We start from the raw sequence: 22,706 nt of genomic DNA on the forward strand, positions 1-22,706 counted from the left end.
CCTGTCAGGAGTGGAGCGCAGGAAATGTCGTGGTTCTTTTTCCGTGGCTTTCCCCTGGCGCGGCCTGCCAATTCCAGACCGGCCATGAGGATGCGAAACGTGGGTTTCCCCTTCGGTATTTTCGAGTCATCCCCCCAGAGGGACCGGCAGCGATGCGGGCGATCGAACCGCTGCCGAATAGTGCATGAACATCCAACGATCTTGATCTTCATCAGGGGAGGATTCGCGCCGATACCTGCGTCATTACCGCCCGGGCTTGTGGTTTTGCGGGCACCGCGCGGGAGCTCCGGAAAAGAGTCAACGCACGCTATTTACATTGGAGAGCTCTCGCGCCATAGTTATCCGTACTTGGGGGGTTCAGGTCACTCGTAAAGCTTTTGGGGGAGTGCCCGTTCCTCGGTCTTTTCACGGTCGGCGGTCAATCCGTCGCGCCGTCATCACCTTGGGGAGTGCATTAAAGTGAATAAAAAAGGGGACAGGTCCGCGCAATCGGGCAAAAAATGGGGGGCCTTCGCAGCTGGGGCTGCGTTGGTGGCCGGAGGCGCCTTCGCGCCGATTCCGGCGGCATTCGCCGCACCTCCGCCGGGTCAGGACTTCAACGTCACGCAAGGCGATTTGGAATACATCATCAAACAAGTCGAAATTTCCGAGGCGCACGCCGAGCGGACGCTCACAAATCCCGATTCATCACCGCTGTGCGGAAACGACAAGCGGTTCGACGTCGCGTCGCAGACCTTCTTCGACGCCAAGGACCAACCCTGTGTGGGAAATCCGCTGCTGCCGCACGGCCTGCGGACCGTTGACGGGCGGTGGAACAACCTCATGCCGGGCCAAGACGGATTCGGCACCGCACAGGAAACGTTCCCGCGCCTGGTTCCGGCCCAGTACAAGGACGCCGAGGTCACGCCGCCGCGCGCCCCGGGCAACGACACCGACGCACCCGGAGCAGCCACGAGCTACAAGCAGATCGAGGGATTCGTCTACGATTCGGAACCACGCACCATCAGCAACCTGATCGTCGACCAGACGACCGGCAATCCGGCCGCCGGCGAAGTCGTCCAGCGGGTCGACGGGGCAGGCCCGGAGGGCACAAACAACACCTTCATCCCCGATATCGCCACCGACGAAGGGCTTTCGGCCTCCGCCACCAGCCTGTTCACGATCTTCGGCCAGTTCTTCGACCACGGTCTGGACCTGGTGTCCAAGGGCGGGAACGGCACCGTTGTGGTGCCCCTGAAGGAGGACGACCCGCTCTATGTCCCGGGCGGGCGCACCAACTTCCTGACCCTGACCCGCGCCACCATCGACACCGGTGATGACGGCACGGCGCGCGAACACGTCAACCGCACCACGCCGTTCGTGGACCAGAACCAGACCTATGGCTCGCACGCGTCCCATCAGGCGTTCATGCGCGAATACGAGCTCGTCGAGGGCAAGCCCGTTCCCACGGGGAAGATCCTCGACGGGGCAGCCGGAGGTCTTCCCACATGGGACGATGTCCAGGCCCAGGCAGCCGATAAGCTCGGAATCATCCTGGACGACTTCGACGTCCTGGACGTGCCGCTGCTCGCCACGGACCCCTACGGACACCTGATCCCAGGAGCCTCGGGCATGCCCCAGCTGGCCACCAGCGAAGGGTTCAAGGAAGGCAACATCGGCTCGCCGATCGTCACGGACGGGCTCACGGCAAATGCATCGTTCCTGGACGACATCGCCCATGGTGCGACGCCTGCCGAGCCAAAGCCGTCGGTTCCCAATGATCCGAACTCCCCGCTGATCCCCGGCTACGACAACGACGCCCTGGGCAAGCACTTCATCACGGGCGATGGCCGCGGCAACGAGAACATCGGCCTGACCGCCGTGCACCACGTCTTCCACTCCGAGCACAACCGCCTGCAGGCACAGATCCAGGAAGAACTCGCTTCGATGCCGGCTGACCTACAGAACCGCTTCAACGCAAACGGATTTTGGGACAAGGGCGAGCGACTGTTCCAGGCCGCCCGCTTCCTGACCGAGATGCAGTACCAGCACCTGGTCTTCGAGGAATTCGCCCGCCGGATCCAGCCGGAGATCGACACCACCGTGCTGAATGAGAACTCGTACCAGCCGGACGTGAACTCCTCGATCCGCGCCGAGTTCGCCCACTCCGTCTACCGGTTCGGGCACTCCATGCTGCGGGAGTCCATCCCGGTGGAGCAGGCCGACGGCACGTTCGCCGACAAGCAACTCCTGGAGGCCTTCCTCAATCCCGCTTTGTTTGCGGCTTCGGGAACCGATTCCGCGGATGCCGCGGGCAACATCCTCAAGGGCCTGGCCAACCAGACCGCCAACGGCGTCGACGAGTTCGTCACCGATACCCTGCGCAACAAGCTTCTTGGCCTCCCTCTCGATCTCGCCACCATCAACATGGCGCGTGCGAGGGAAACCGGTACTCCGGGCCTCCAGGCGGCGCGCAAGGTGTTCTTTGCCGAGACGCGCGATCCGCAGCTGCAGCCCTACTCCAGCTGGCAGGACTTCAAGCTCTCGATGAAGAACCCGGAATCAATCGTCAACTTCATCGCCGCCTACGGCAACCACCCCTCCCTGACCGACGCCACCACCCTGGCAGCCAAGCGTGCAGCCGGTACGACGCTCGCGGGCGACACGGCATTCATGAACCTGCCCGCGTCCGAAGCCGGACTGGACGACATTGACCTGTGGATGGGTGGACTGGCCGAGAAGCCGTTCGTCTTCGGCGGCATGCTCGGGGCCACGTTCAACCACGTCTTTGAGAAGCAACTTGAGGACCTGCAGAACGGTGACAGGTTCTACTACCTCTCCCGCAACCTGGGCAACTCGCTCTTCCACTCGCTGGAGGCGAACTCGCTGTCCCAGATCGTGCAGCGCAACACTACCGCGGACCGCGTCCCGCACGATGTCTTTGCGGCACCGCAGCTGACGTTCAACCTGGACGACGGCGCCAATCGCCAAGCAGATCTCAACACCGCGGGTCTCACCGGTTCGCAGGCCGAGGGCTGGCGGTTCACCGGAGACGAACACATCGTCGTCCAGGACGCCAAGGATGCCGAGGGTGCCGACCAAAGCAGCACCATCCGAACCGGCATCGGCGACGATTCGGTCTGGGGAAAGGGCGGCAACGACACCATCGAAGGCGACGACGGCGCAGACTCGCTCATGGGCGGTGACGGCGACGATGTCCTGACCGACATCTTCGGCGACGACCGCCTCCAGGGCGAAGCCGGCAACGACGCACTCAACGGCGGACCGGGCCTCGGCGACCTGCTCTTCGGTGGTTCCGGGCAGGACTTCATCGTCGGCGGCCAGGACTTCTCCACCAGCTTCGGCGGGCTCGGGAACGACTTCATCCTTGGCTCCACCGGCCGCGACAACGTCCGCGGCGACGAGGGGGATGACTGGATCGACGGCGGCACCAACGCCGACCTTCTGGTCGGCGACTTGAGCGGCACCGCGCAAAACGACCCCGGGATGTATCACGGCGGACATGACGTCCTGGTGGGCCGGACCGGCAACAACGACCACGACGCCGAAGGCGGCGACGACGTCATGGTCGGCGGCCCCGGCACCGACCGCTTCCACGGCATGCTCGGATTCGACTGGGTGACCTATGACAAGACCACCCACCCGGTTCGCGCCGACCTTGACCCCGTCCAGATCGTGCCGGGCGTCGAGAGCTCCATCGTCGATCGCTACGACGAGGTCGAGGCGTTCTCCGGATTCGACGGGGATGACGTCGTGCGCGGTGTGCGCAACCGCGATGCGTTCGAAGACCCCCAGAGGGAGAAGATCGGGTACGGCCACCGGCTGACCCAGGCGCAGCTGGACCGCGTCACCGGCCTTCGCGACCTGCTCGGCGGCGGCGAGCAGCCTGTCTACGCCCTGCCCTTCCTTGACGGACAGGCCTTCGAGGCCGAGGACATGAACAACAACCTCATCCTCGGTGGCGGCGGCAGCGACCTGATCGAGCCCCGTCGGGGCGAGAACTTCGTCGACGGCGATGCCTGGCTGGACGTGAACATCGCCCTGGGCGATGAACGTTCCGATACGCTCGAGCCCTTCATCGAGCGCATCTTCGATCGCGCCATCAACCCGTCGGAGCTGACGATCGAACGAAAGATCCAGATCGCCACGGGCGGCAGCGACACCGTCGTGTACGGCATCAATGCCGACGAGGCGCAGCTCGAAGCCCTGCCCGGGAACATGGTCAAGGTGACCACTACCGGAAACGACGCCAGCGTGGATGTGCTGCGCAACATCGAGCAGCTGCAGTTCGCCGACGGCATCATCGACATCAGCAACGGCCTCGGCGATCCCGATCCCGAGCCGGGCGTCGCGCTTTCGGTGGCACTTTCCTCCAACGCGGTTCCGGCAGTCGGCGGCCAGCTCACGGCCAATGTGCAGGGACCGGTCACCGGCGGCAGCGAGGTGGCCTTCGAACTCCAGGTCCTGCGCCTGGCACCGGACAACACCCAGTTCGCCACCACCACGCAGTCGAACACCACGGGCAAGTTCACCTTCACCGAGGCCGAGGCCGGATTCCCGGTCCAGGTCGTGGCGACCGTGACAGGGGTTGACGGTGCACCTTCACAGTTCATCTCCACCCCCACCGAAGGCACCCTGAGCACCCTGAAGGAAACCGTCACGGCGCAGGCTCCGGACCACAACCTGTCCAACAAGACCGTGACCATCCCGAAGGTCACCGGAGTTGCCTACTCCATTGACGGAGCCCTCAAGGAAGCCGGAACCTACCCGGCAACCACGCAGGTGACAGTCACGGCGGAGGCGGCCTCGGAGAACTACATCGTCGAGGCGCGTTCGTGGAAGTTCGATCTGCGGACCGAAGTGACCCCGGCTGCTCCGACCTTCAGTGCCACGGCCAATCAGGTCAAGATTCCGGCTTCAACCGGAGTCGGCTACTTCATCGACGGTGAAGCGAAGGCTGCGGGTACGTACGTCAACGCCGGATCGGGAACCGTGAGCGCCAAGGCCGTTGACAGTTCGCACAAGGTGGCCGAAGGAGCGACGACTTCATGGACGTTCAACAACAAGAACTCCGTGACGCCAACGGCACCCACCTTCAACGCCAGCAAGAACACCGTGGTGATTCCCGCCAAGGCGGGCGTTGCCTACTTCATCAACGGCGCGGCGAAGAAGGCAGGGACGTACTCCCACGGCGGCACCGGCACGGTCAGTGCCAAGGTTGCCAGCGGGGCCGAGGCCCTGGCCGGAACCACCTCGTGGAAGTTCGACAACCGCAACGCGGTGGTGCCCACCAAGCCCGCCTTCAGCGCACCGGGAAACACGGTGAAGATCCCGTCCAAGACGGGCCTCCTCTACTACGTGAACGGTGTGAGGAAGGCTGCAGGTACCCACAAGTACAGCGGTTCGGGAACCGTCACCACCAAGGCGTCCTCCAGCTGGTACAAGCTGGCCGGAACGACATCGTGGAAGTTCAACAACCGGAACACGGTGACCCCGACGAAGCCGGCCTTCAACGCCGGCAGGAACACTGTCACGATTCCCGCGAAGGCGGGCGTGGCATACTCCATCAACGGCGCGGTGAAGAAGGCCGGGACGTACTCCTACGGCGGCACCGGCACGGTCAGCGCCAAGGTTGCCAGCGGGGCCGAGGCCTTGACCGGAACCACGTCGTGGAAGTTCGACAACCGCAACGCGGTGGTTCCCACGAAGCCGTCCTTCAGTGCATCGGGAAACACGGTGAAGAACCCGTCCAAGACGGGCGTCCTCTACTACGTGAACGGTGTGCGGAAGGCTGCGGGTACCCACCGGTATACCGGTACGGGCACTGTCACCACCAAGCCGTCCTCCAGCCACTACAAGCTGGCCGGAACGACGTCGTGGAAGTTCGACAACCGCAACGCGGTGGTGCCAACCAAGCCGGTCTTCAGTGCATCGAAGAACACGGTGAAGATCCCGGCGAAGGTAGGGGTTGTCTACTACGTCAACGGCGTGAAGAAGTCGGCCGGTACCCACCGGTACACCGGATCGGTCTCCGTCACCACCAAGGTGTCCTCCAGCTACTACAAGCTGACCGGCACGCAAAAGTGGAACGCCCGCCTCTAGTGAACATCCGCTAGCAGCGACAAGGCAAAAGAGAGGCAGTCAACTTTCAGTTGACTGCCTCTCTTTTCGGCGTCTGCGGCTATTTACCCTCCGCCGGCCGGGCAGAAACCGCGTTGACGGTGCGCGGCGGGGGATTCGCAGGGCGAACCTGGCACGGAGGAGTGAGGAATCCGGAAAAAACTGGCCCACCGCTTCGTGAATGCCGCTTGGCCACCTCGGCAGTAGCCGGAGATGGGGCAGCGCCCCGGGGAAATGATGGGGGAGGGTTGCCGCAGGCGCCTATTGATCGGCGGGATCCGCGGTGTACTCAACATCCAGGCCGTCGCCGGATCCAGCTGTCGGGGTGGCTTCGCTGCCCCTCCGCTCCTCCAGCAATACTGGCCGCTCGCTGTCCAGGCCGGGCTCGGTGTCGGGTTCATCCACGGGCCTCGCCTCGTCGGGCGCGATCATCCCGGCGGCAATGGCCTCGGCGTCCCCGGCGTCCAGTGGTTCAATGACTTCACCCATGACGTACCTCCTGCTCGGTGGGATTCCACCGTAGAACACGAAGGGTACCGGCTCAAGGGGCGGATGCGGATCAGTTGGGCCGGTTGGCGCGAACGGTCTCACGGCTGGTCGGCATGGTAGCCGGCGGTGCGGTGCGTGGCCAGGTCCAGGCGGCGCGCAGGATGAAGGCCAGGATCAGCACCTCGACTCCGATGGTGAAGGCGTAGTAGAAGGCATAGTCCGGGGGCGACCCCAAAAAGTTCATCCCCACGGCTGGGATGTACAGCAATGCCACGACGAGGTTCGTGATGCGGTTGGCACGGGCGGGCAACGTCATGGAGAGCATGATCATCAGGGCCGGGGTCGCGATAACCACGAAGAAAATGGACATCAATGTCCCGCTGATTTCGAACACAAAGATGTCGCCGCCCCGGATTTCGTCTATTTCGCCGGGCTGGTAGAGGTGGAAGTAGTCGATGTAGATAACGAGGAACATGAGGCTGGTCCATGCTGCCGCGAGCTTGGCCTGCACTGGGATCGGTGGGTTGTCGAGCAGGTTCGGGGTTTTCGTTCGGGTGGTCATCGGTTCGTCTTTCAAGGTGAGCTGTCCGTCCGCCGTAGTGGCGGCAGGTTTGGGTGTGTATACGTACGGGTTGGGTCGATCTCGTCGGTCCGGTCGTCAGGCGGTGATCACGACCTTCCCTCGTCTGTGGCTGGCCCCGACGTGGCAGAGGGCGTCGGCTGCCTTGTCGAGGCGGGTGGGTGCGGTCGATGACGGGCGTGACCTGTCCGGTCGTGAGCAGGTCGGCCAGGGCGAGCAGGTCCTGGCGCTTCCCGACCGGCAGGAAGGGTTTCGACTGCTGACGGGTGGACCCGGACAGCACGGGCGCTTTGACGATCCGGCCGAATTGGCCGAGCCAGCGCCCGCCGCGTCCGCTGTTGCTGCGGCGATCGCGGCTTCCTTGATCTCGGTTCCCATCATTCCTCCGCGTCGTCGGTTGATGCGTTCTCGGGGCGCTCGGCTGTTCGAACGCGCGCCAGCCGTACGCCGGTCGCAAACAGCCACACGAGCCAGGCGGCGAGGCCGGGCAGCCCCACGAACAGGAGCGCCGAGCCGTCAGCGATCGCGAGGTTGGCCACCCCGGCGGCGAGCAGCAGGCCTCCTCCGAGCAGGCCATGCAGACGCTGCCATGGCGGCGTCAGCCCGCTCATATGTGCCGCCAGCGTAGCTCCGATGAAGGTGGTGCCGAGCGCCGGCAGAGCCAGCGCGAACGCTGCTGCATGCAGCTGCCAGGCGAGCTCGAACGTTGGGGTCGGCTCGGCGAGCTCGCCGGCGGACAGTACAACGCCGATCCACAGAACGGAGTAGAGCGCGAAGACCGCCGAGAGAGTTGCGCCCGCGGCCACCGCGAGGCGCGACCAGTGGGCGCCCGCACCCCCGCGACGCCCGACGATCCCGTGGAGGCCGGTCACGAACCCGAGCAACAGCGGCAAGTGCAGCGCCTCCTGGCCGACCGCGATCGCGACCACGACCCGGTTCTGCTGATGCCATGCGAGCACCTCCTCGATCGGGTCCCCGTAGCCCGGAGGTCCGGTCGCGACAAACATCGCGTTCTGGATCACCATCGACGCGGCGAGCGCGATCGCCGTCGCGCCGACAACCCGCATCGTCGCCGTCCCGGCCGGACTCGCCCCCGGCACCACCCGTGCTCCGGCATTCGATCGCTGTTTGATTCCCATGGGAGCCTCCTCACCTCCGAACCGCGACGTTCGCGGCCCGTACACCGTACGAAGTACGCTGTACGGTAGACTATGGGCGTACGCTGTACTATTGTCAAGGCTTTCGAAAGGGCGAGGTGACGAGTGTCTGCGAGGGAGCAACGCCAGGTCGCGTCAGACGTGGGACTGAGCAAGCAGCGGGTGGTGGTCGAGGCGGTCCGGCTCGCCGACCACGAAGGGGTCGACGGGCTGAGCATGCGCCGGCTGGCTGGCGCGCTCGGCGCGGGCGCGATGTCGCTCTACCACTACGTGGCGAACAAGGAAGAGTTGCTGGACGCCATGATCGACATCGTGTTTGAGGAGATCGAGCTCCCGCCCGAAGACACCGACTGGCAGTCGGCGATGCGACGCAGGGCGATATCCGCCCGAGAGGTTCTTGCACGCCATCCATGGGCGATCGGCCTGCTGGAGTCGCGGACATCGCCGGGCCCCGCGAACCTCCGCCACCACGAAGCGGTCACCGCCTGCCTGCGGAAGGCTGGCTTCCCGGTCTTGATGGCGACGCACGCCAACTGGTTGATCGACAGCCTTGTCTACGGTTACGCCCTGCAGGAAGCCAGCCTGCCGTTCGACACCGCCGATGAGCTCGCGGACATGGTCGAGGACGTCTTCCTGCCCCAGCTTCCTTCTGACGAGTTCCCCTACCTCAACGAGTCCGCCGCGGCGCTCGTCGCTGCCGGCTACGGCCCGCCGGAGGAGTTCATCTTCGGCCTCGATCTCGTCTTGGCCGCCCTCGAACCCCTGAGAGCCTCCGCATAGCGATGCTCGCGGACCGTCGCGCGGCCCTCTGCGCCGCAGCTCCGTAGTGGGTTCGTGGCGGCCGTGCGGCTGGGGTGCCTACATGACCTCGTCGATTGCCTCTGCTGCACCGGCAACAGCAGCCAAGTCAACTACGGTCGATTCCGTATACAACCACGCTCGTTGCCGAACCCACGGCGGCCTTCGACCAGGTCGAGGCTCCTGCCCACCCTGCGGAGTATTGCCGGCGCGAGTCGCGGACCACCGCTTATCCACCGCACCTTTTGCCCGTGTCGCAAGCGTTTCCCCCACGCAAAAGAAAGAACCCTGCCCGAAGGTTGATCCTTCGGGCAGGGTTCCCCAGGTGTTCGATGGCACCAGGCTCCTCGTACGCTCGACCTAGACTTGACGGCCGGTTGCAAACGCAACGCCCCGTCGCTTCGGAGGCACTGACCCCGCTAACGCACGTGGCAAAGGAGGAATGTTCTTGATCCGGGATTACAAAGGCTGGATGTTCTCCGCCTGCGGACCCTTGTCTCCCCGGACGATATCAAACTGGACCTTCTGGTTCTCTTCCAGGGAGCGGTAGCCGCTGCTGGCGATCGCCGAATAATGGGCGAACACATCATCGGATCCATCATCGGGAGCGATGAAACCAAAGCCCTTTTCGGAATTGAACCACTTGACTACGCCTGTTGCCATTGTTGCATCCTCTTGTTGTGTCGCATCTCCGTCGGCCAGAAGCTGACGTTGACAGGGATCTTCCCTGTCGCAATGCTACGGCCGTGCCTCGGCCAAGACAATGTATTGGACCTGCAACCACTGCCGGATGACGGGATCTCGTGTTTGTACCGGCTTCCAGGTATCCGAACATCGGCCTCCGGGACCTTCGAGACGTGCACCCTCGGACGGACATGGAGTGACAGCCGGACGGCGACGCCCCCAGGATTCAGCGCAATCGCGGCAGTCGCGGCAGTCCTTCCGGCCGCCGACCGCACCGCGGGGCCGGGTGGGGATCCGGTGGTTTCATCCCTTCCCTCACGCGGGGAGGGGTTCTTAGACTGGAGATGGACGGCAAGCAGGGTCCGGCCTTAACCACGGGGCGGCGATGTCCCCGATGGGTACCTCGGAGATCCAGCATGGCCTGTTCACCCACCGTCCCGGGCACCAGGACTCGGCCTTGCCGCACAACATCCGAGATCCCTGTTCATCGGAGCGCCCCACCCGCCATCTTTGCCCCCGGACGCGTCATGGACCGACGGGTTTCCCCCACCAGGCAGCGGTCAGGGGCGGGACCATGCTCATCCTGGCATTGATGTGCGGCCCGGAGTCGATCCGCTACCAACTGCGCCACTGTGAACACGCGGATGCCCAGGACGCATCGGTTCTGCTCGCCTCGGGCGAGGTCCCCAAGAGTGGCGGGCGCCCGGAGATCTCCGGGAGCGGGGACGGAAACCAGGCCCTGGCGCACATCAAGAACCAAGTGCAAGAGTTCCTGGGCGAAAGGACGATCGATGCCATCGGACACCGCGTGGTCCACGGCGGAGAGAAATTCACCGAGCCCGTGGCACTGACCGAGGAAACGATCGCCGCGCTGGAGGACCTGACGCGGTTGGCCCCGCGGCACAACCCCGATGGACTTCAGGGGATCCGGGGCGCCGGCGCCTTGTGGCCAGGAATCCCGCAGGTGGCTGTCTTTGACACCGCCTTCCACCAGACGATGCCCGAGACCGCTTGGCGCTATGCCATCCCCGGGGGATACTACAGTCGGCACGGGATCCGGCGCTACGGATTCCACGGGATCTCGGTCGGCCAGGTCACCCGCGCCGCATCGCATTTCCTGGGGCTGGGAGTTGGACAGTTCGACGGCATCATTGCGCACCTGGGCGATGGCTCATCCGTGACAGCCATCAAGGGGGGCCGCAGCATCGACACGTCCATGGGTTACTCGCCGGCGGACGGTTTGATCGGGGGCACCAGGTGCGGGGACATCGATCCCTCGGTCCTGCTCTACCTCCAACGAAAAGGGCTCGATCCCGAGGGCGCGGAGGAAATGCTGGATCGGCACTGCGGGTTCCAGGCCCTGTGCGGCCTTGACGACCTGGCCTTCATGGAGAAAGTGGCAGCGAACGGGGGGAAAGAGGCCGGCCTCGCCCTGGAAATGGCCGCCTACCGGCTGGCAAAATACGCGGGCGGCTACCATGTGGCCGTCGGCGGTGCCAAGGCCCTGGTCTTCACCGGAAGCATCGGGGAAAGCGCGGCCGGTTTCCGGTCATTGGTTGTCGGCAAGCTGGCGGCACTGGGCTTGGCCCTTGACGAGGCGGCGAACCGGGCCCCGGTGCGGGAGCCGCGGTGCATCAGCACCGCCGGCTCCGTGTTCCCGGTGCTGGTGGTGCCCACCGACGAGGAACGGGCCATCGCCGAGGCCACGGCCGCACTCCTGAGCCGGACCGGAACCGGGCGGATGGCGCAGCGTCCGGATCCGGTGCCGGCCGGCCCTGGCGCCCTCGCGACCCCGCCTCCGCGCCACGGCCGGTAACCAGTGCCGTACCTGCTGTTCCCGGCGAGGTTGGCACGCTCAGTTGAGCGGCACCGCCGCGTGCCGGTCAGCGGACAGGTACTCCCGAACGGCCCGGGCGGGAATCCGGTAGGACTTGCCGAAACTCACCGCAGGCAGCTTGCCCTCCTGCACCAGGTCGTACACTGTCATCCTCGGCACGTCCATCGCTGCGGCGGCCTCGGCCACCCTCAGGTAGTCGCTGTCCCCGGGGTCTTGTGGCTCAACCATTTCATCCCTCAATCAATGTGCCGTCATCCCCCCGGTTGAACGACTGGTTCGCAGGTTCCCCGTTCCGGGGACCTCATGGGTTCCCATGGTAGGCGCGGGTGCGGCGACCCTTCAAGGATTATGCACACCCGTCCGGCGAAGAGGACTCCCTGGCACCTCCTGCCCGGATTCGACAGCCCAGTCGATGCGCGGCAGGATGTCGGCCGCAGTGGCGAGGTGGTTCAGGTGAAGCCACACGGCGGTGGAACCCGGGGCGATGGCTTGTGACTCTCCGTCCACGTCCCCGTGTGGATACACCGTCACCGGAATTGATCCGTGGTTGGTGACGGCGGCCGAAGAGGTGAGCGTGTCCCCGGGGTGGATGCCCGGGACGGGCGGGCCATAGTTGGCCAGCAGGTCGGCCCGGGAAGCCACCAGCTGCGCGGCGGCCTGGCCGACCTCCTTGCCCGCAGCCCCATAACCGGCATCCGCCTGCCCGAGGACCAGATGCGGTTCGGTGAACCCGAAGTGCCGCGGGGGAGCGGGGGTGATCGAGCGGGGCACGACTTCGACCAGGAGTTCCGGGTGGCCGGGCAGCGGGCGGGGCCCGTGCACGGGGTCTGCGTCCATCGGGCCGGTGGCGATCGGGTTGAGGGCGGCAGATGCGGTGAGCGCCGCGAGCGGGATGCGGGCGAAGACGATGTCCTCGTAGGCGCCGCGCTCGTAGAGCACGCCGATGGAGCCGTCGGGCAGTTGCGCGGCGGTGGAGTAGGCCGAGGCGCCGGGGCAGAGCACCACGGTTCCGGCCCAGCTGGTTCCGGCATCGGGACTGTGCCGCAGCACGGTGTTGCGGCGCAGGTGCCGGTGCGCATTGTGGGTCGCCACCAGCCCGCCGCCGGCCAACGCGATGAGCGAGCCGTTGTCGGAAGGATCCGGCAGTTCCGGGACAGGGACGGGGCGGGAGAAGGTGGCACCGCCGTCCAGAGAGCGGGCCGACAGCCGGTGCGGCGTGGCGCGCGAATGCAGCAGCACGGTTCCGTCGGGCAGGGCGGCGAGCGAGGATTCGTTGGTGTGGGTGCCGTCCGCTGTAGGTTCCAGCGCATCTCCCAGGCTCCAGCTGTGCCCGTGGTCATCGCTGTGGGCCACCGCGGCGGCGATCCGCCCGCCGTCAGTCAGCAGCACCACGCAGGGCTGGAGCAGCCGGCCGGCGAAGGGTCCGTGCCCGATCCGGGTGCCGGCGCCCGAGGCGGCGAAGATGCCGCGGATCCCGGGGCGTTTCAGCTGGCCGGTGATCCGGCGGTGCGTCCAGCTGTCGCCGTCGTCGGTGGAGACGGAGAGGTCAACGTGCTGGGTTTGCGTGGTGCCTTCCAGGGATTCGAAGAAGCCCCATTGCGTGGTCGAGGCATGGAAGCAGAAAATGGTGCCGGTGTCGGGGTCCACCAGCAGGGAGGCGTCGCCGAATCCGTTGAGCCCGGTGCCGGTGCGCAGGATGCGCTGTGGTTCCCAAGTGTGCCCGTGATCGGTGCTGCGGCGCAGCACCAGGTCCGCGGGGGAGGGCAGGTCATCGAGCGTGGGCCGCCCGTCATAGACCGCCAGCAGGGTTCCGGCCGTGGTCACGGCCAGCGCGGGGATGCGGTATTGCCGGTAGCCGCCGGCGCCGCGGGTCGCCAGGACCGTTTGGCCGGTGGCCAGGGGGCCGGCGCTCGCAGGGTCGGCGATGAAACGGTGGGTGCCAAGCGGTTCGGTGCTCATGATTCCAGGGCGTCGAGGAACCAGCCGGTCAGTGTTGCCGGGTGGGTGATGGCGGTGCCGACCACCACTGCGTGGGCACCGGCATCAAGTGCCGCGCGGGCCTGGGCCGGGGTGTGGATCCTGCCCTCGGCGATGACCGGGACACCCAGGTCAGCGGCAACAATGGCCTCAAGCAATTCCAGGTCCGGGCCCTGGGTCTTGGGACGCTCCCCGGTGTAGCCGGCCAGCGTGGTGCCGATCAATTCCGCCCCGGCGGCGGCCGCGGCGATCGCGTCTTCCAGCGAGCCGCAGTCGGCCATGACGGTGGCTCCGGAGCCCGCGCGGATCCCGACAATGGTTTCGGCCAGGGTGAGCCCGTCGGGCCGCGGCCGCCGCGTGCCGTCCAGGGCCACCACGTGGGCGCCGGCGGCGGCAACTGCCAGTGCGTGGTGCAGCGTGGGGGTGATGAACACGCCTTCGTGCCCGTCCTTGAACAGGCCGATGACCGGGACCTGTACCGCCGAACGGGTGGCGGAAATATCCGCCAGGCCCTGCACGCGCACCGCCTTGGCCCCGCCGATCACCGCGGAGGCTGCAACCTGAGCCATGGTGCGTGGATCGCGCATGGGTTCGCCGGGGTAGGCCTGGGCGGAAACGATCAGCGCGCCCTTCAGCGCGGCAAGATCGGAAGCTGTCAACAGCACGGGGTTGGCTCCTTGGAAGCGGGAAGATGGGTGGAAGCGGCGGGGGCCAGCAGCAGGGAGGCGGCCCCGGCCAGCGCGGCGTCGGCACCCAGGGCAGCGGGTTGCGGGATGAGGGAGGCGAGCGGGCCGATGAGTTCGGCGGCGAATGCGGCGCGCAACGGCGCCCACCAGGAATCCCCCGCATCCGCCAAGCCGCCGGAGACGATGACCGATGCGGGGTCCAGCGCATTGGCCAGCCCGCCCAGCGCCCGCCCGGCGGCGGTGGCCGCGGTGTCGATGGCAGACAAAGCCAGGCGATCCCCGGCCGCGGCGCGGTCGAACACCGCACGCGCGTCGGGCACTTCCGGGTCCCCGCCGCTGCGCAGGTAGAGCGCGTGCAGCGAAGGCCCGGAGGCGATGGCCTCCAGGTGTCCGGTACCCCCGCAGGGGCAGCGCAGCCCCGCGGCCTCGACGCTGGGCACATGCCCCAGATGCCCGCCAACCTGACGGGCGCCAAAGAGCGGAACCCCCTCCAGCAGCAGCGAGCCTCCGATGCCGGTGCCGAAGGCGGCCAGCAGGACCGATGAGGCCCCCGCGGCTGCGCCCAGCCAGCCTTCGCCCAGCGCGTGGGCATGCACGTCGTTGACCGCGTGCACGGCCGAGGGGTGGATCTCCAGCCGGGCACCAAGCCCGGCGCGCAGGTCGGTGCCCGCCCAACCGGGCAGGTGGTCGGTGGCCGAGAGCACCCGGGCGGTGGCGGGGTCGATGACCCCCGCCGCCCCGATGCCGACCCCGAGGGCCGGGGCACCGGCGGCGGCGGCCGCAGCCAAGAGCGGAGCGGCAAGCTCGGCAATGGCATCCAGCACGGCCTCGGGCCCTGCCGCCGCGGGGGTGGGCAGCGAGGCCCGGGAGGAGATGGTGCCGTCGGCGCCCACCAGGGCGGCGGCGATCTTGGTGCCGCCCAGGTCGATGCCGACGGCGGTGGGAGGTACCGGCGGGGGAAGTGCTGCCATGGACCTAGAGCAGCCCGGCGGTGGACAGGATCTCACCGATGCGCGCTGCCTCGGCGGCGTTCAGCGATTCCATGGGCTGGCTCATGGTGTTGGCGCCGATGACGCCAAGTTGCACCAGGGCCGTCTTGAACGCGCCCAGGCCGCCGGCGCCGGGGGAGACGCGGGAGGCATCCGGGACCTCGACGATGCGGAAGAGTTCGGCCAGGCGGTCCTGTTCCTTGACGGCGGTTTCCCAGTTTCCCGACACCGCGGCGTCGTAGAGCCTGCGGTAGCCGGCGGGGTCCACGTTGGCCAGGCCCGGGACCAGTCCGTCGGCGCCCGAGAGCATCGCGGCATCGCAGATGACCTCGTGCCCGGAGAACATGGCGAAACCGGGCAGCTCGCGGGTGAGCAGGCGCAGCTGGCGGAAGGCGATGTCGTTGCCGGAGGAGTCCTTGACCCCGGCCAGGGTGCCCTCGTGGGCGAGTTCGGCCAGCAGTTCGGGGGCCAGCTTGAAGTGCGTGCGCACCGGGATGTCGTAGGCGAAGACCGGAAGGTCCACCGCCGCGGCCACGGCGCGGAAGTGCCGCTTGACCTCCGCGGCATCGAAGATCGCGTAATACGGGGTGGTGATGACCACGGCGTCGGCGCCGCCGGCGGCAACCTTCCTGGCCTCCTCGATCACCCGGGCGGTGGTCTGTTCGTTGGCGCCCACCAGCAGGGGCACGCGCCCGGCGGTGGCCGAGGACACGCAAGCCAGCACCTGCGTGCGCTCGGCGTTGGTGAGGTACGGGGTTTCCCCGGAGGAGCCCAGCGGGAACAGGCCATGCATGCCGCCGCCCACCAGGTGCTCGACCACTGCCTCCAGTCCCGGCAAATCCAGTGCGCCCTCGGTGGTGCGCGGTGTGACGACGGGTGGGATGACGCCGGTGAATGCGGGGGTGGTGCTCATAGTTCCTCCAGGGGAGTTTGGGTGGTTGCCGGGGCCGCGAGCAGGCTCGGGGCGGCTCCCAGCAGGGTTCGGGTGTAATCGTTGGTGGGGTTGTCGAAGACCTGGGCGGCGGAGCCCTGCTCCACGATTCTTCCGGCGTTCATCACGCAGATGCGGTCAGCGACGTAGCGGACGGTGGAGATGTCGTGGGAGATGAAGACCAGTCCCAGGTTGAGCTTGGCCTTCAGGTCGGTGAGCAGGTTCAGCACCTGCGCGCGGACCGAGACATCCAGCGCGGACGTCGGTTCGTCCGCGATCACCAGCTCCGGGTCAAGCGCCAGTGCCCGGGCGATGGCCACGCGCTGGCGCTGCCCGCCGGAGATCTGCGCGGGGGAGACCTCCGCGGCGGAGGCCGGAAGGCCCACCAGTTCCAGCAGCTCGTAGACCTTGGCCGAGCGCGAGGCCCGGGTGCCGATGCCGTGCACCATCAGCGGGTCGGTGAGGATGTCGTGCACCGTCATCCGCGGGTTCAGCGCGGTGGCCGGATCCTGGAAGATGATGGACACCGCCTTGCCGAATTCCCTGCGGGCGCCCCCGCGGCGGGAAAACGGTGCATCGTGGAAGAGCACCGAGCCGCTGGTCGGTTCGCGCAGGCCAACCAGCACCGAGGCGAGGGTGGATTTCCCGCACCCCGATTCCCCGACGATGCCCACGGTTTCCCCGCGGCTGATGGTGAAGTCGACGCCGTTGACCGCGCGCACGATGGTGGGATGGAAGAGCTTGCCGCCGCGGGCGCGGTGGTGGACGTGCACGTCCCGCAGTTCCAGGACCGGGGCGGCTGACACGCCGGCGCCGCGGGCGCCGGCCAGGGCGGTGGTGCTCATGCGTTGGCTCCTTCAGAGGACGTGGCGTCGGAGGTGGCGGTGGAATCGGCAGTGGTGGCCCAGTAGTGGTCGGCGGAACCGACCTGCACCAGCTCCAGCGCGCGGCCCGGATCGGCCGCGGGGTCCAGCGAGCGGGCGGCGAACCTGTCCCCGGCAGCGAAGTCGCGGGGACTGGGCACCGATCCGGGGATCTGGTGCAGGCGCTGCGCCCCGGATTCGATGGAGAGCACCGCGCCGAGCAGCCCGCGCGTGTATTCGTGCCTCGGGTCCGCCAGCAGCTGCCCGGTGGCACCGGATTCGACGACCTGCCCGGCGTACATGACGGTGGTGCGGTGCGCCAGGGAGGCCACCAGCGCCAGGTCGTGGCTGACGAACACCATGGCGAAGCCAAGTTGTTCGCGCAGCTCGTTGAGCAGGTCAACGACCTGTGCCTGCACCGTGACATCCAGTGCGGTGGTCGGCTCATCCGCGACCACCAGCTTGGGGGAGCGGGAGAGCGCCATGGCGATGAGCACGCGCTGGCGCTGCCCGCCGGAGAGTTCGTGCGGGTAGGAGCGCAGCGTCCGGCGCGGATCCAGCTTGACCAGCTTGAGCAATTCCTCCGGGCTCATCCGCCCGTTGCGCCGGGTCAGCTGTTCCATCTGCTCGCGGATCAGCATCGAGGGGTTCAGCGAGGACAGGGCATCCTGGTAGACCATCGCGATCTGTTCCCCGCGCAGGCCCTTGAAGAGCTTTTCGCGGGTGGTCTCCCGGTTGTCCGGGCCCACGAGTTCGCGGCCCTCGAACTTGATCGATCCGGTGACCGAGGCGTTGGGTGCCAGCAGCCCCATGATGGCCAGGGAGGTGATCGACTTGCCGCAACCTGACTCGCCGACCAATCCCATGGTCTCGCCCTCGTTGACGGTGAAGGAGACCCGGTCAACAATGGCGGTGTCGCCGTAGCGGTCGGGGAAGCGGATGGACAAATCGCGCACCTCGAGGATCGGGCGGGCGGCGGTGTCCGGGTGCAGCCTGTCGGAGCGGCCCAGCTCGGTGGAGCGCAGGGCCTCGAGCTGGGCGGCGAGCAGCGGCGGGGTCGCCGCATCAGCGGAGGAGGACAGGTGAGCAGCGGCAGCCTCGTGGCCGGACTCGGCGCGCAGCACCGCGGCGGCGGTGTTGTCCTTCTCGGTGATCTTTGCCGGCTTGCGCAGCCGCGGGTTCACCATGGCGTCGGTGAGGCCCTCGGCGAGCACGTTCAGGCAGAGCACGGTGAGCAGGATCAGCAGGCCGGCGTAGGTGGTGGCCCACCAGGCTCCGTTGAGCACCAGGGTGCGGCCGTAGGAGATGACGTTGCCCCAGCTGGGGGCGGGGTCCTGGACGCCGGCGCCAAGGAAGGACAGGGAAGCCTCGAAGATGATGGCATCCGCCACCATGACGGTGGCGAAGACCAGCACCGGGGCCGCGGTGTTGCGCACCACGTGGCGCACCAGGATGTGCAGGCGCGAGGCACCGAGCACTTGTTCGGCGCGGACGTAGTCCTCGCCCCACTGGGCCATGACGTTGGCGCGGACCACGCGGGCCAGCTGCGGGATGTAGATGACGGCAATGGCCACGATGATCACCGGGACGGAGTTGCCCAGGGTGGCCAGCAGCACCGCGGCCAGCGCGATGCCGGGGAAGGCCATGATGACATCCATGATGCGCATGACCGATTCGCTGACCCACTTGGAGGCCGTGGCGGCGATCGCGCCGAGCACCGCACCGATGGCGATGGCCAGGGCGACGGCGCCCAGGCCGATGAGCAGCGAGGAGCGGGCACCGTAGAGCAGGCGCGAGTAGATGTCGCGGCCCAGCCGGTCGGTGCCAAAGGGATTGGTGGCACTGGGTGCCTGGGCGGGGATGCCGGTGGCCAGCGGATCGTGCGGGGCAAGCCAGGGGGCGAAAATGGCGGCCAAGGCGACGATGCCGAGGAAGAGCAGGGCGGCCTTGGAGCCCAGGGGAAGGGCCTTGAAGGCCAGGCCGGGGCGGCTGAGGCGGTCAGCGAGTCCGTACCGCATGGTCATACCGTCCTAATCCGGGGGTTGATAAGCAGGTAAAGCAGGTCCACGGCGATGTTGACCAGGACGAAGGTGATGGCGATGGTCAGGGTGACACCTTGGACCAGGGAGACATCGTTGTTGGTGATGCCGTTGAGGATGAGCTGGCCCATGCCGGGCAGCGAGAAGATCATTTCAATGACCACCGCTCCTCCCAGCAGGTATCCGATCCGCAGGCCCAGCACGGTGACAGGGGTGATCAATGCGTTGCGCAGCACGTTGCGGCGGATGACCTCCGGGCGCGGGACGCCGTTGCCGATGGCGGTGCGGACGTAGTCCTTGTCCATCTCCTCCACCATGGAGGTGCGCACCACGCGGATCAGCGAGGCGCACACCGGGATGGCCAGGGCCAGGGCGGGCAGGGCGAGGGAGCGGAAGTAGCCGGCGGGGTCCTGGCTGAAGGGGACGAAACCGCCGGAGGGGAAGGTTCCGGTGCCCAGGGCCAGCCACTGGATCAGCAGGATGCCGAGCCAGAAGGAGGGGGTTGCCACCGCGGCGATGGACAGCACGCGGATGCCTTGGTCCGGCCAGCGGTCGCGGTAGAGGGCGGCGGTGACGCCCAGGAGCAGGGAGAGCACCACGGCGATGGCCACGCCGAAGAAGGTCAACTGCAGGGTCAGCGGGAAGGCACCGGCAATGATGTCGGAGATCGGCTGGGCCGGCGGGGTGGTCTTGCCGAAGTCGAGCACCAGCAGGCGGCCCAGGAAAGCGATGTATTGGGCGATGACTGGCTGGTCAAGACCGCGTTCGGCGCGGTAGGCGGCCTTGGCTTCTTCGCTGGCGCCCTCGCCGAGCGCGGTGGTGGCCTGGTCGCCGGGGGAGAACTGCAGGACCAGGAAGACCAGCAGCGTGACGCCCAGGATCATCAGTGGCAGTGCCGCCAGGCGTCGGCCCAGCAGGCGGAGGATATTGCCCACGTCTATGGTGCTCCTCGGTTTGGGGAATGGAGGAAAGAATTCTTGGGAAAGAATTGGCGCGCCGCCCGCCCGCCATGGGGGAGGGGGAGGGCGGCGCGCCAAGTATTTTTAGGCGTGCGCGACGTCCACGAAGGAAAGTCCGGTGGTCGGCAGCGGGCGGAAGCCCGTGAGCGTGTCCGGGTTCCAGGCGGTCGGGAGCATGCGGTGCAGGATCGGGTAGAGCGGTGCCTGCTCGGCGATCAGGTCAATGACCTGGTTCCAGACCTTCTGTGCCGCGACCGGGTCGGCGGCACGGACCGCGTCATCCAGCTGCTTCTGCACCGTGGCGTATTCCTTGGATTCGTGCCAGCGGAAGCGGTCCTGCGGCCACACGGTGCCGCGGAACCACCAGGAAAGCAGTAGGTCCAGGTCGTTGCCGAAGACCGAGGGATCGCCCGGGGCAGCGACGACGCGGAAGGTGCCCGAGTCGACGTGGTCGGGATACAAGGCACCGGACTGCATGGACTTGAGCGTGACCTTGACCCCGGGAAGCTTGTTCCAGGATTCGATGATCACCGGGGCGGCGTCCTTGACCCAGGAGGTGTCGGTGGTCAGCAGCTCGAAGGAAAGCTCGGTGACCCCTGCCTCCTTGAGCAGGGACGCAGCCTTGTCCGGGTCGTAGGTGTAAACGGTGGAGGCGCGGTGGTAGCCCGGGTGGTTTTCCTGCACGAAGGAACTGGCGGCGGTCGCGTTGCCCAGCAGGGCGCGGTCGATCACGGTCTGGGTGTCCAGGCCGTAGTGCAGGGCCTGGCGGACCAGCTTGTTGTCGAAGGGCTTCTGCGCGCAGTTGAACATCAAGAAGAGCAGGCCGAAGGACTGCACGGACTCGACTGTCGCATTGGCCTTGAGCCGCTCGATGTCCAGGTAGGGGACGTCCTCGATGGCCTAGACGCGGCCGGACTCCACGGCGGTGACGCGGGCAGCTGCATCCGAGAGCAGGAACCAGGTCATGCCCGGGGCCTTGGCAGCCATGGGGCCGTTGTAGGCCTCGAACTTCTCGAAGACGATCTTGTCGTCCTTGACCGCCGAGATGAGCTTGTAGGGTCCGGTGCCCACCGGGGCGGCGTCGAAGCCGGCCTGGTCGGCGGAGGCCAGCTTCTTGGGGACGATCTTGACGATGGAAATGCGCTCGGCGAAGAGCGGGAAGGGGTACTTCAGGGTGAAGGAGACGGTGTCCTTGCCCTTGGCGGCGACCTTGTCAATGAAGGGAATGAACTGGGCGAAGAGCGAGGCATTCTTGGCATCCAGCACGCGGTCGAAGGAGTAGACGACGTCCTCGACGGTGACCGGGTCCCCGTTGTGGAAGGTGGCACCGGAGCGCAACTTGATCTCGTAGCCCAGTTCGCCGACCTTGACGGGTTCGGCGGCGGCCAGGGCCAGGTAGCGTTCGCGGGTGGAGGGGTGCAACTCGGTCAGGCCCTCGAAGATGTGCAGGTTCGCCGCCATCGGGGTGGCGCCCGAAGAGGTCATCGGGTCGAACCCGGTGGACAGGGCGTAGGACATGCCTGCCTCGATCGGCTTGGTCCCGGCGGCACCTGCCGCCCCGGTGGTCGCGGTGCCGGTGGCGCCGCTGGGCCCGCAGGCAGAGAGAGTCGCGGCGAAGGCGCCGGCAACGCCCATGGCCCCGGCGATCTTGAGGAAATTGCGGCGGGAGCTGGCCATGTTCATTACTTCGTTGTGTTGCGTCATGGTGGGTCACCTCGAGTGGGATGGAAGTGGAGATCGGATGTAGGATGTCCTATGCCTGAAGTACAATGTATGCGAAGTCACATTGAACGTCAACCATGGCCCCGCACCCCGCGGGACCGGCAGGCACCACGCGGTAGATGAAAGGGAATCCCCGATGAGCGCAGCACAGCCAAGCGGCCGGCAAGCACGGGCCAACGCGGCCAACCGGCTGCAGGCCCTGCAACAGGAAATCATGGAATTGATCCTTGAGCGCGGGCTCGTTCCGGGGGATCCGCTGCCCACAGAGCATGAGCTCGTCGAGGTGCTCGGAGTGGGACGCAACACCGTGCGCGAATCGCTCAAGGTACTCCAGGCCCTGGGCATTGTGGATGTGCGGCACGGATACGGGATGTTCGTGGCCACCAAGCAGCTCGGCGCGCTCGCCGCGACCCTCGAGTTCCACTCGCGGCTCTCGCTGCGCAACGGCGGACACGAGGCATTGGAACTTGTCGAGGTCCGCCAGGCTCTTGAGTCCGGGCTGATCGGCGCCGCCATCGATGCGATGACGGCGCCCGCGCTGGAGGCCGTGCGCGCCGCCGTGGAAGACATGGAGTCCAAGGCCGAGGCCGGACAGCCGCTGGGCGAGGCGGACGAGCGTTTCCACCGCGGGCTCTTCGAGCCGTTGGATAACGGGATGCTCACCAACCTGTTGGGAGTCTTCTGGTCCGCCTATTCGAAGCTGCACGAGCAAATGGACCCGACCGACGACCTGCTCGTCGAGACCGCCCGCAACCACCGGGAAATCTACGAGGCCGTGGCAGCGGGCGACAAGGCAAAAGCGGGAGAACTCATGGCAGGTCACTTTGACGGGATCCGCGGACTGATCCACACCACTGTCGGGAGCTAGCTTCCCC

16 protein-coding genes and 1 pseudogene are annotated in these 22,706 nt (G+C 66.9%); 4 read left to right on the forward strand and 13 right to left on the reverse strand.

The genetic code is table 11. The features are described from left to right. Nucleotides 1-615: 615 nt before the first annotated feature. Entirely contained in the window at nucleotides 616-6,102 is a 5,487-nt protein-coding gene (locus OIU93_RS14960; protein WP_264270856.1) for a peroxidase family protein, read from the forward strand. A gap of 279 nt (nucleotides 6,103-6,381) precedes the next feature. Here the strand turns inward: OIU93_RS14960 and OIU93_RS14965 are convergent, their stop codons facing one another. The 3 genes from OIU93_RS14965 to OIU93_RS14975 form a co-directional block, all read right to left on the reverse strand. Then, nucleotides 6,382-6,609 (reverse strand): hypothetical protein, encoded by a 228-nt coding sequence (locus OIU93_RS14965; protein WP_264270857.1) that lies wholly within the window; start codon nucleotides 6,607-6,609, stop codon nucleotides 6,382-6,384. A 70-nt stretch (nucleotides 6,610-6,679) separates the two neighbouring features. Further along, nucleotides 6,680-7,171, reverse strand: coding sequence for a DUF6326 family protein (locus OIU93_RS14970; RefSeq protein WP_264270858.1), 492 nt, complete (start codon nucleotides 7,169-7,171; stop codon nucleotides 6,680-6,682). Nucleotides 7,172-7,566: 395 nt separating this feature from the next. Next, nucleotides 7,567-8,328: a hypothetical protein gene (locus tag OIU93_RS14975; RefSeq protein WP_264270859.1), complete on the reverse strand. Its 762-nt coding sequence runs from the start codon at nucleotides 8,326-8,328 to the stop codon at nucleotides 7,567-7,569. Nucleotides 8,329-8,451: 123 nt separating this feature from the next. Between OIU93_RS14975 and OIU93_RS14980 the strand changes: the two genes are divergently transcribed. After that, nucleotides 8,452-9,126, forward strand: coding sequence for a TetR/AcrR family transcriptional regulator (locus tag OIU93_RS14980; protein WP_372342939.1), 675 nt, complete (start codon nucleotides 8,452-8,454; stop codon nucleotides 9,124-9,126). Nucleotides 9,127-9,603: 477 nt separating this feature from the next. On the opposite strand, the gene OIU93_RS14985 is transcribed toward OIU93_RS14980, so the two are convergent. Then, nucleotides 9,604-9,807: a cold-shock protein gene (locus OIU93_RS14985; RefSeq protein WP_264270861.1), complete on the reverse strand. Its 204-nt coding sequence runs from the start codon at nucleotides 9,805-9,807 to the stop codon at nucleotides 9,604-9,606. A gap of 595 nt (nucleotides 9,808-10,402) precedes the next feature. On the opposite strand from OIU93_RS14985, the gene OIU93_RS14990 reads away from it, so the two are divergent. Continuing rightward, entirely contained in the window at nucleotides 10,403-11,644 is a 1,242-nt protein-coding gene (locus OIU93_RS14990; RefSeq protein ID WP_264270862.1) for an acetate/propionate family kinase, read from the forward strand. Between the two features lie 39 nt (nucleotides 11,645-11,683). Here the strand turns inward: OIU93_RS14990 and OIU93_RS14995 are convergent, their stop codons facing one another. From OIU93_RS14995 to OIU93_RS15035, 9 genes and pseudogenes are all read right to left on the reverse strand, one after another. Then, nucleotides 11,684-11,893, reverse strand: a complete 210-nt coding sequence (locus tag OIU93_RS14995; RefSeq protein ID WP_264270863.1) for a helix-turn-helix domain-containing protein — start codon at nucleotides 11,891-11,893, stop codon at nucleotides 11,684-11,686. Between the two features lie 111 nt (nucleotides 11,894-12,004). Next, a complete protein-coding gene (locus OIU93_RS15000) occupies nucleotides 12,005-13,624 on the reverse strand; it encodes an exo-alpha-sialidase (protein WP_264270864.1) in 1,620 nt (539 codons plus the stop codon). Next, nucleotides 13,621-14,304, reverse strand: a complete 684-nt coding sequence (locus tag OIU93_RS15005; RefSeq protein ID WP_372342940.1) for an N-acetylmannosamine-6-phosphate 2-epimerase — start codon at nucleotides 14,302-14,304, stop codon at nucleotides 13,621-13,623. The genes OIU93_RS15000 and OIU93_RS15005 overlap by 4 nt, the downstream gene beginning before the upstream one ends. Beyond that, entirely contained in the window at nucleotides 14,298-15,299 is a 1,002-nt protein-coding gene (locus OIU93_RS15010; protein WP_264270866.1) for an ROK family protein, read from the reverse strand. Before OIU93_RS15010 ends, OIU93_RS15005 begins: the two co-directional genes overlap by 7 nt. 4 nt (nucleotides 15,300-15,303) lie before the next feature. Further along, the gene (locus OIU93_RS15015) at nucleotides 15,304-16,230 is read right to left on the reverse strand and encodes a dihydrodipicolinate synthase family protein (protein ID WP_264270867.1); all 927 of its coding nucleotides are present in this window, start codon (nucleotides 16,228-16,230) and stop codon (nucleotides 15,304-15,306) included. Continuing rightward, nucleotides 16,227-17,093, reverse strand: a complete 867-nt coding sequence (locus OIU93_RS15020) for an ABC transporter ATP-binding protein (protein ID WP_264270868.1) — start codon at nucleotides 17,091-17,093, stop codon at nucleotides 16,227-16,229. The genes OIU93_RS15015 and OIU93_RS15020 overlap by 4 nt, the downstream gene beginning before the upstream one ends. Beyond that, complete coding sequence (locus tag OIU93_RS15025) at nucleotides 17,090-19,129, reverse strand: dipeptide/oligopeptide/nickel ABC transporter permease/ATP-binding protein (RefSeq protein WP_264270879.1); 2,040 nt, start codon at nucleotides 19,127-19,129, stop codon at nucleotides 17,090-17,092. Before OIU93_RS15025 ends, OIU93_RS15020 begins: the two co-directional genes overlap by 4 nt. Before the next feature lie 2 nt (nucleotides 19,130-19,131). Beyond that, nucleotides 19,132-20,085, reverse strand: coding sequence for an ABC transporter permease (locus OIU93_RS15030; RefSeq protein WP_264270869.1), 954 nt, complete (start codon nucleotides 20,083-20,085; stop codon nucleotides 19,132-19,134). Between the two features lie 108 nt (nucleotides 20,086-20,193). Then, a pseudogene (locus OIU93_RS15035) lies at nucleotides 20,194-21,813 on the reverse strand (ABC transporter substrate-binding protein). Nucleotides 21,814-21,967: 154 nt separating this feature from the next. Here OIU93_RS15035 and OIU93_RS15040 point away from each other — a divergent pair. Then, the gene (locus OIU93_RS15040) at nucleotides 21,968-22,699 is read left to right on the forward strand and encodes a FadR/GntR family transcriptional regulator (RefSeq protein WP_264270870.1); all 732 of its coding nucleotides are present in this window, start codon (nucleotides 21,968-21,970) and stop codon (nucleotides 22,697-22,699) included. The last annotated feature ends 7 nt before the right edge of the window (nucleotides 22,700-22,706 follow it).

This window comes from Paeniglutamicibacter sp. ZC-3 (genome assembly GCF_025847175.2).
GTDB lineage: Bacteria > Actinomycetota > Actinomycetes > Actinomycetales > Micrococcaceae > Paeniglutamicibacter > Paeniglutamicibacter sulfureus.

What these genes read in the sequence shown, in the direction of transcription:
- OIU93_RS14965 (WP_264270857.1), bottom strand. Translation starts at nt 6,609, where the DNA reads ATGGGTGAAGTCATTGAACCACTGGACGCCGGGGACGCCGAGGCCATT.
- OIU93_RS14970 (WP_264270858.1), bottom strand. Translation starts at nt 7,171, where the DNA reads ATGACCACCCGAACGAAAACCCCGAACCTGCTCGACAACCCACCGATC.
- OIU93_RS14975 (WP_264270859.1), bottom strand. Translation starts at nt 8,328, where the DNA reads ATGGGAATCAAACAGCGATCGAATGCCGGAGCACGGGTGGTGCCGGGG.
- OIU93_RS14985 (WP_264270861.1), bottom strand. Translation starts at nt 9,807, where the DNA reads ATGGCAACAGGCGTAGTCAAGTGGTTCAATTCCGAAAAGGGCTTTGGT.
- OIU93_RS14990 (WP_264270862.1), top strand. Translation starts at nt 10,403, where the DNA reads ATGCTCATCCTGGCATTGATGTGCGGCCCGGAGTCGATCCGCTACCAA.
- OIU93_RS14995 (WP_264270863.1), bottom strand. Translation starts at nt 11,893, where the DNA reads ATGGTTGAGCCACAAGACCCCGGGGACAGCGACTACCTGAGGGTGGCC.
- OIU93_RS15000 (WP_264270864.1), bottom strand. Translation starts at nt 13,624, where the DNA reads ATGAGCACCGAACCGCTTGGCACCCACCGTTTCATCGCCGACCCTGCG.
- OIU93_RS15010 (WP_264270866.1), bottom strand. Translation starts at nt 15,299, where the DNA reads ATGGCAGCACTTCCCCCGCCGGTACCTCCCACCGCCGTCGGCATCGAC.
- OIU93_RS15015 (WP_264270867.1), bottom strand. Translation starts at nt 16,230, where the DNA reads ATGAGCACCACCCCCGCATTCACCGGCGTCATCCCACCCGTCGTCACA.
- OIU93_RS15020 (WP_264270868.1), bottom strand. Translation starts at nt 17,093, where the DNA reads ATGAGCACCACCGCCCTGGCCGGCGCCCGCGGCGCCGGCGTGTCAGCC.
- OIU93_RS15025 (WP_264270879.1), bottom strand. Translation starts at nt 19,129, where the DNA reads ATGCGGTACGGACTCGCTGACCGCCTCAGCCGCCCCGGCCTGGCCTTC.
- OIU93_RS15040 (WP_264270870.1), top strand. Translation starts at nt 21,968, where the DNA reads ATGAGCGCAGCACAGCCAAGCGGCCGGCAAGCACGGGCCAACGCGGCC.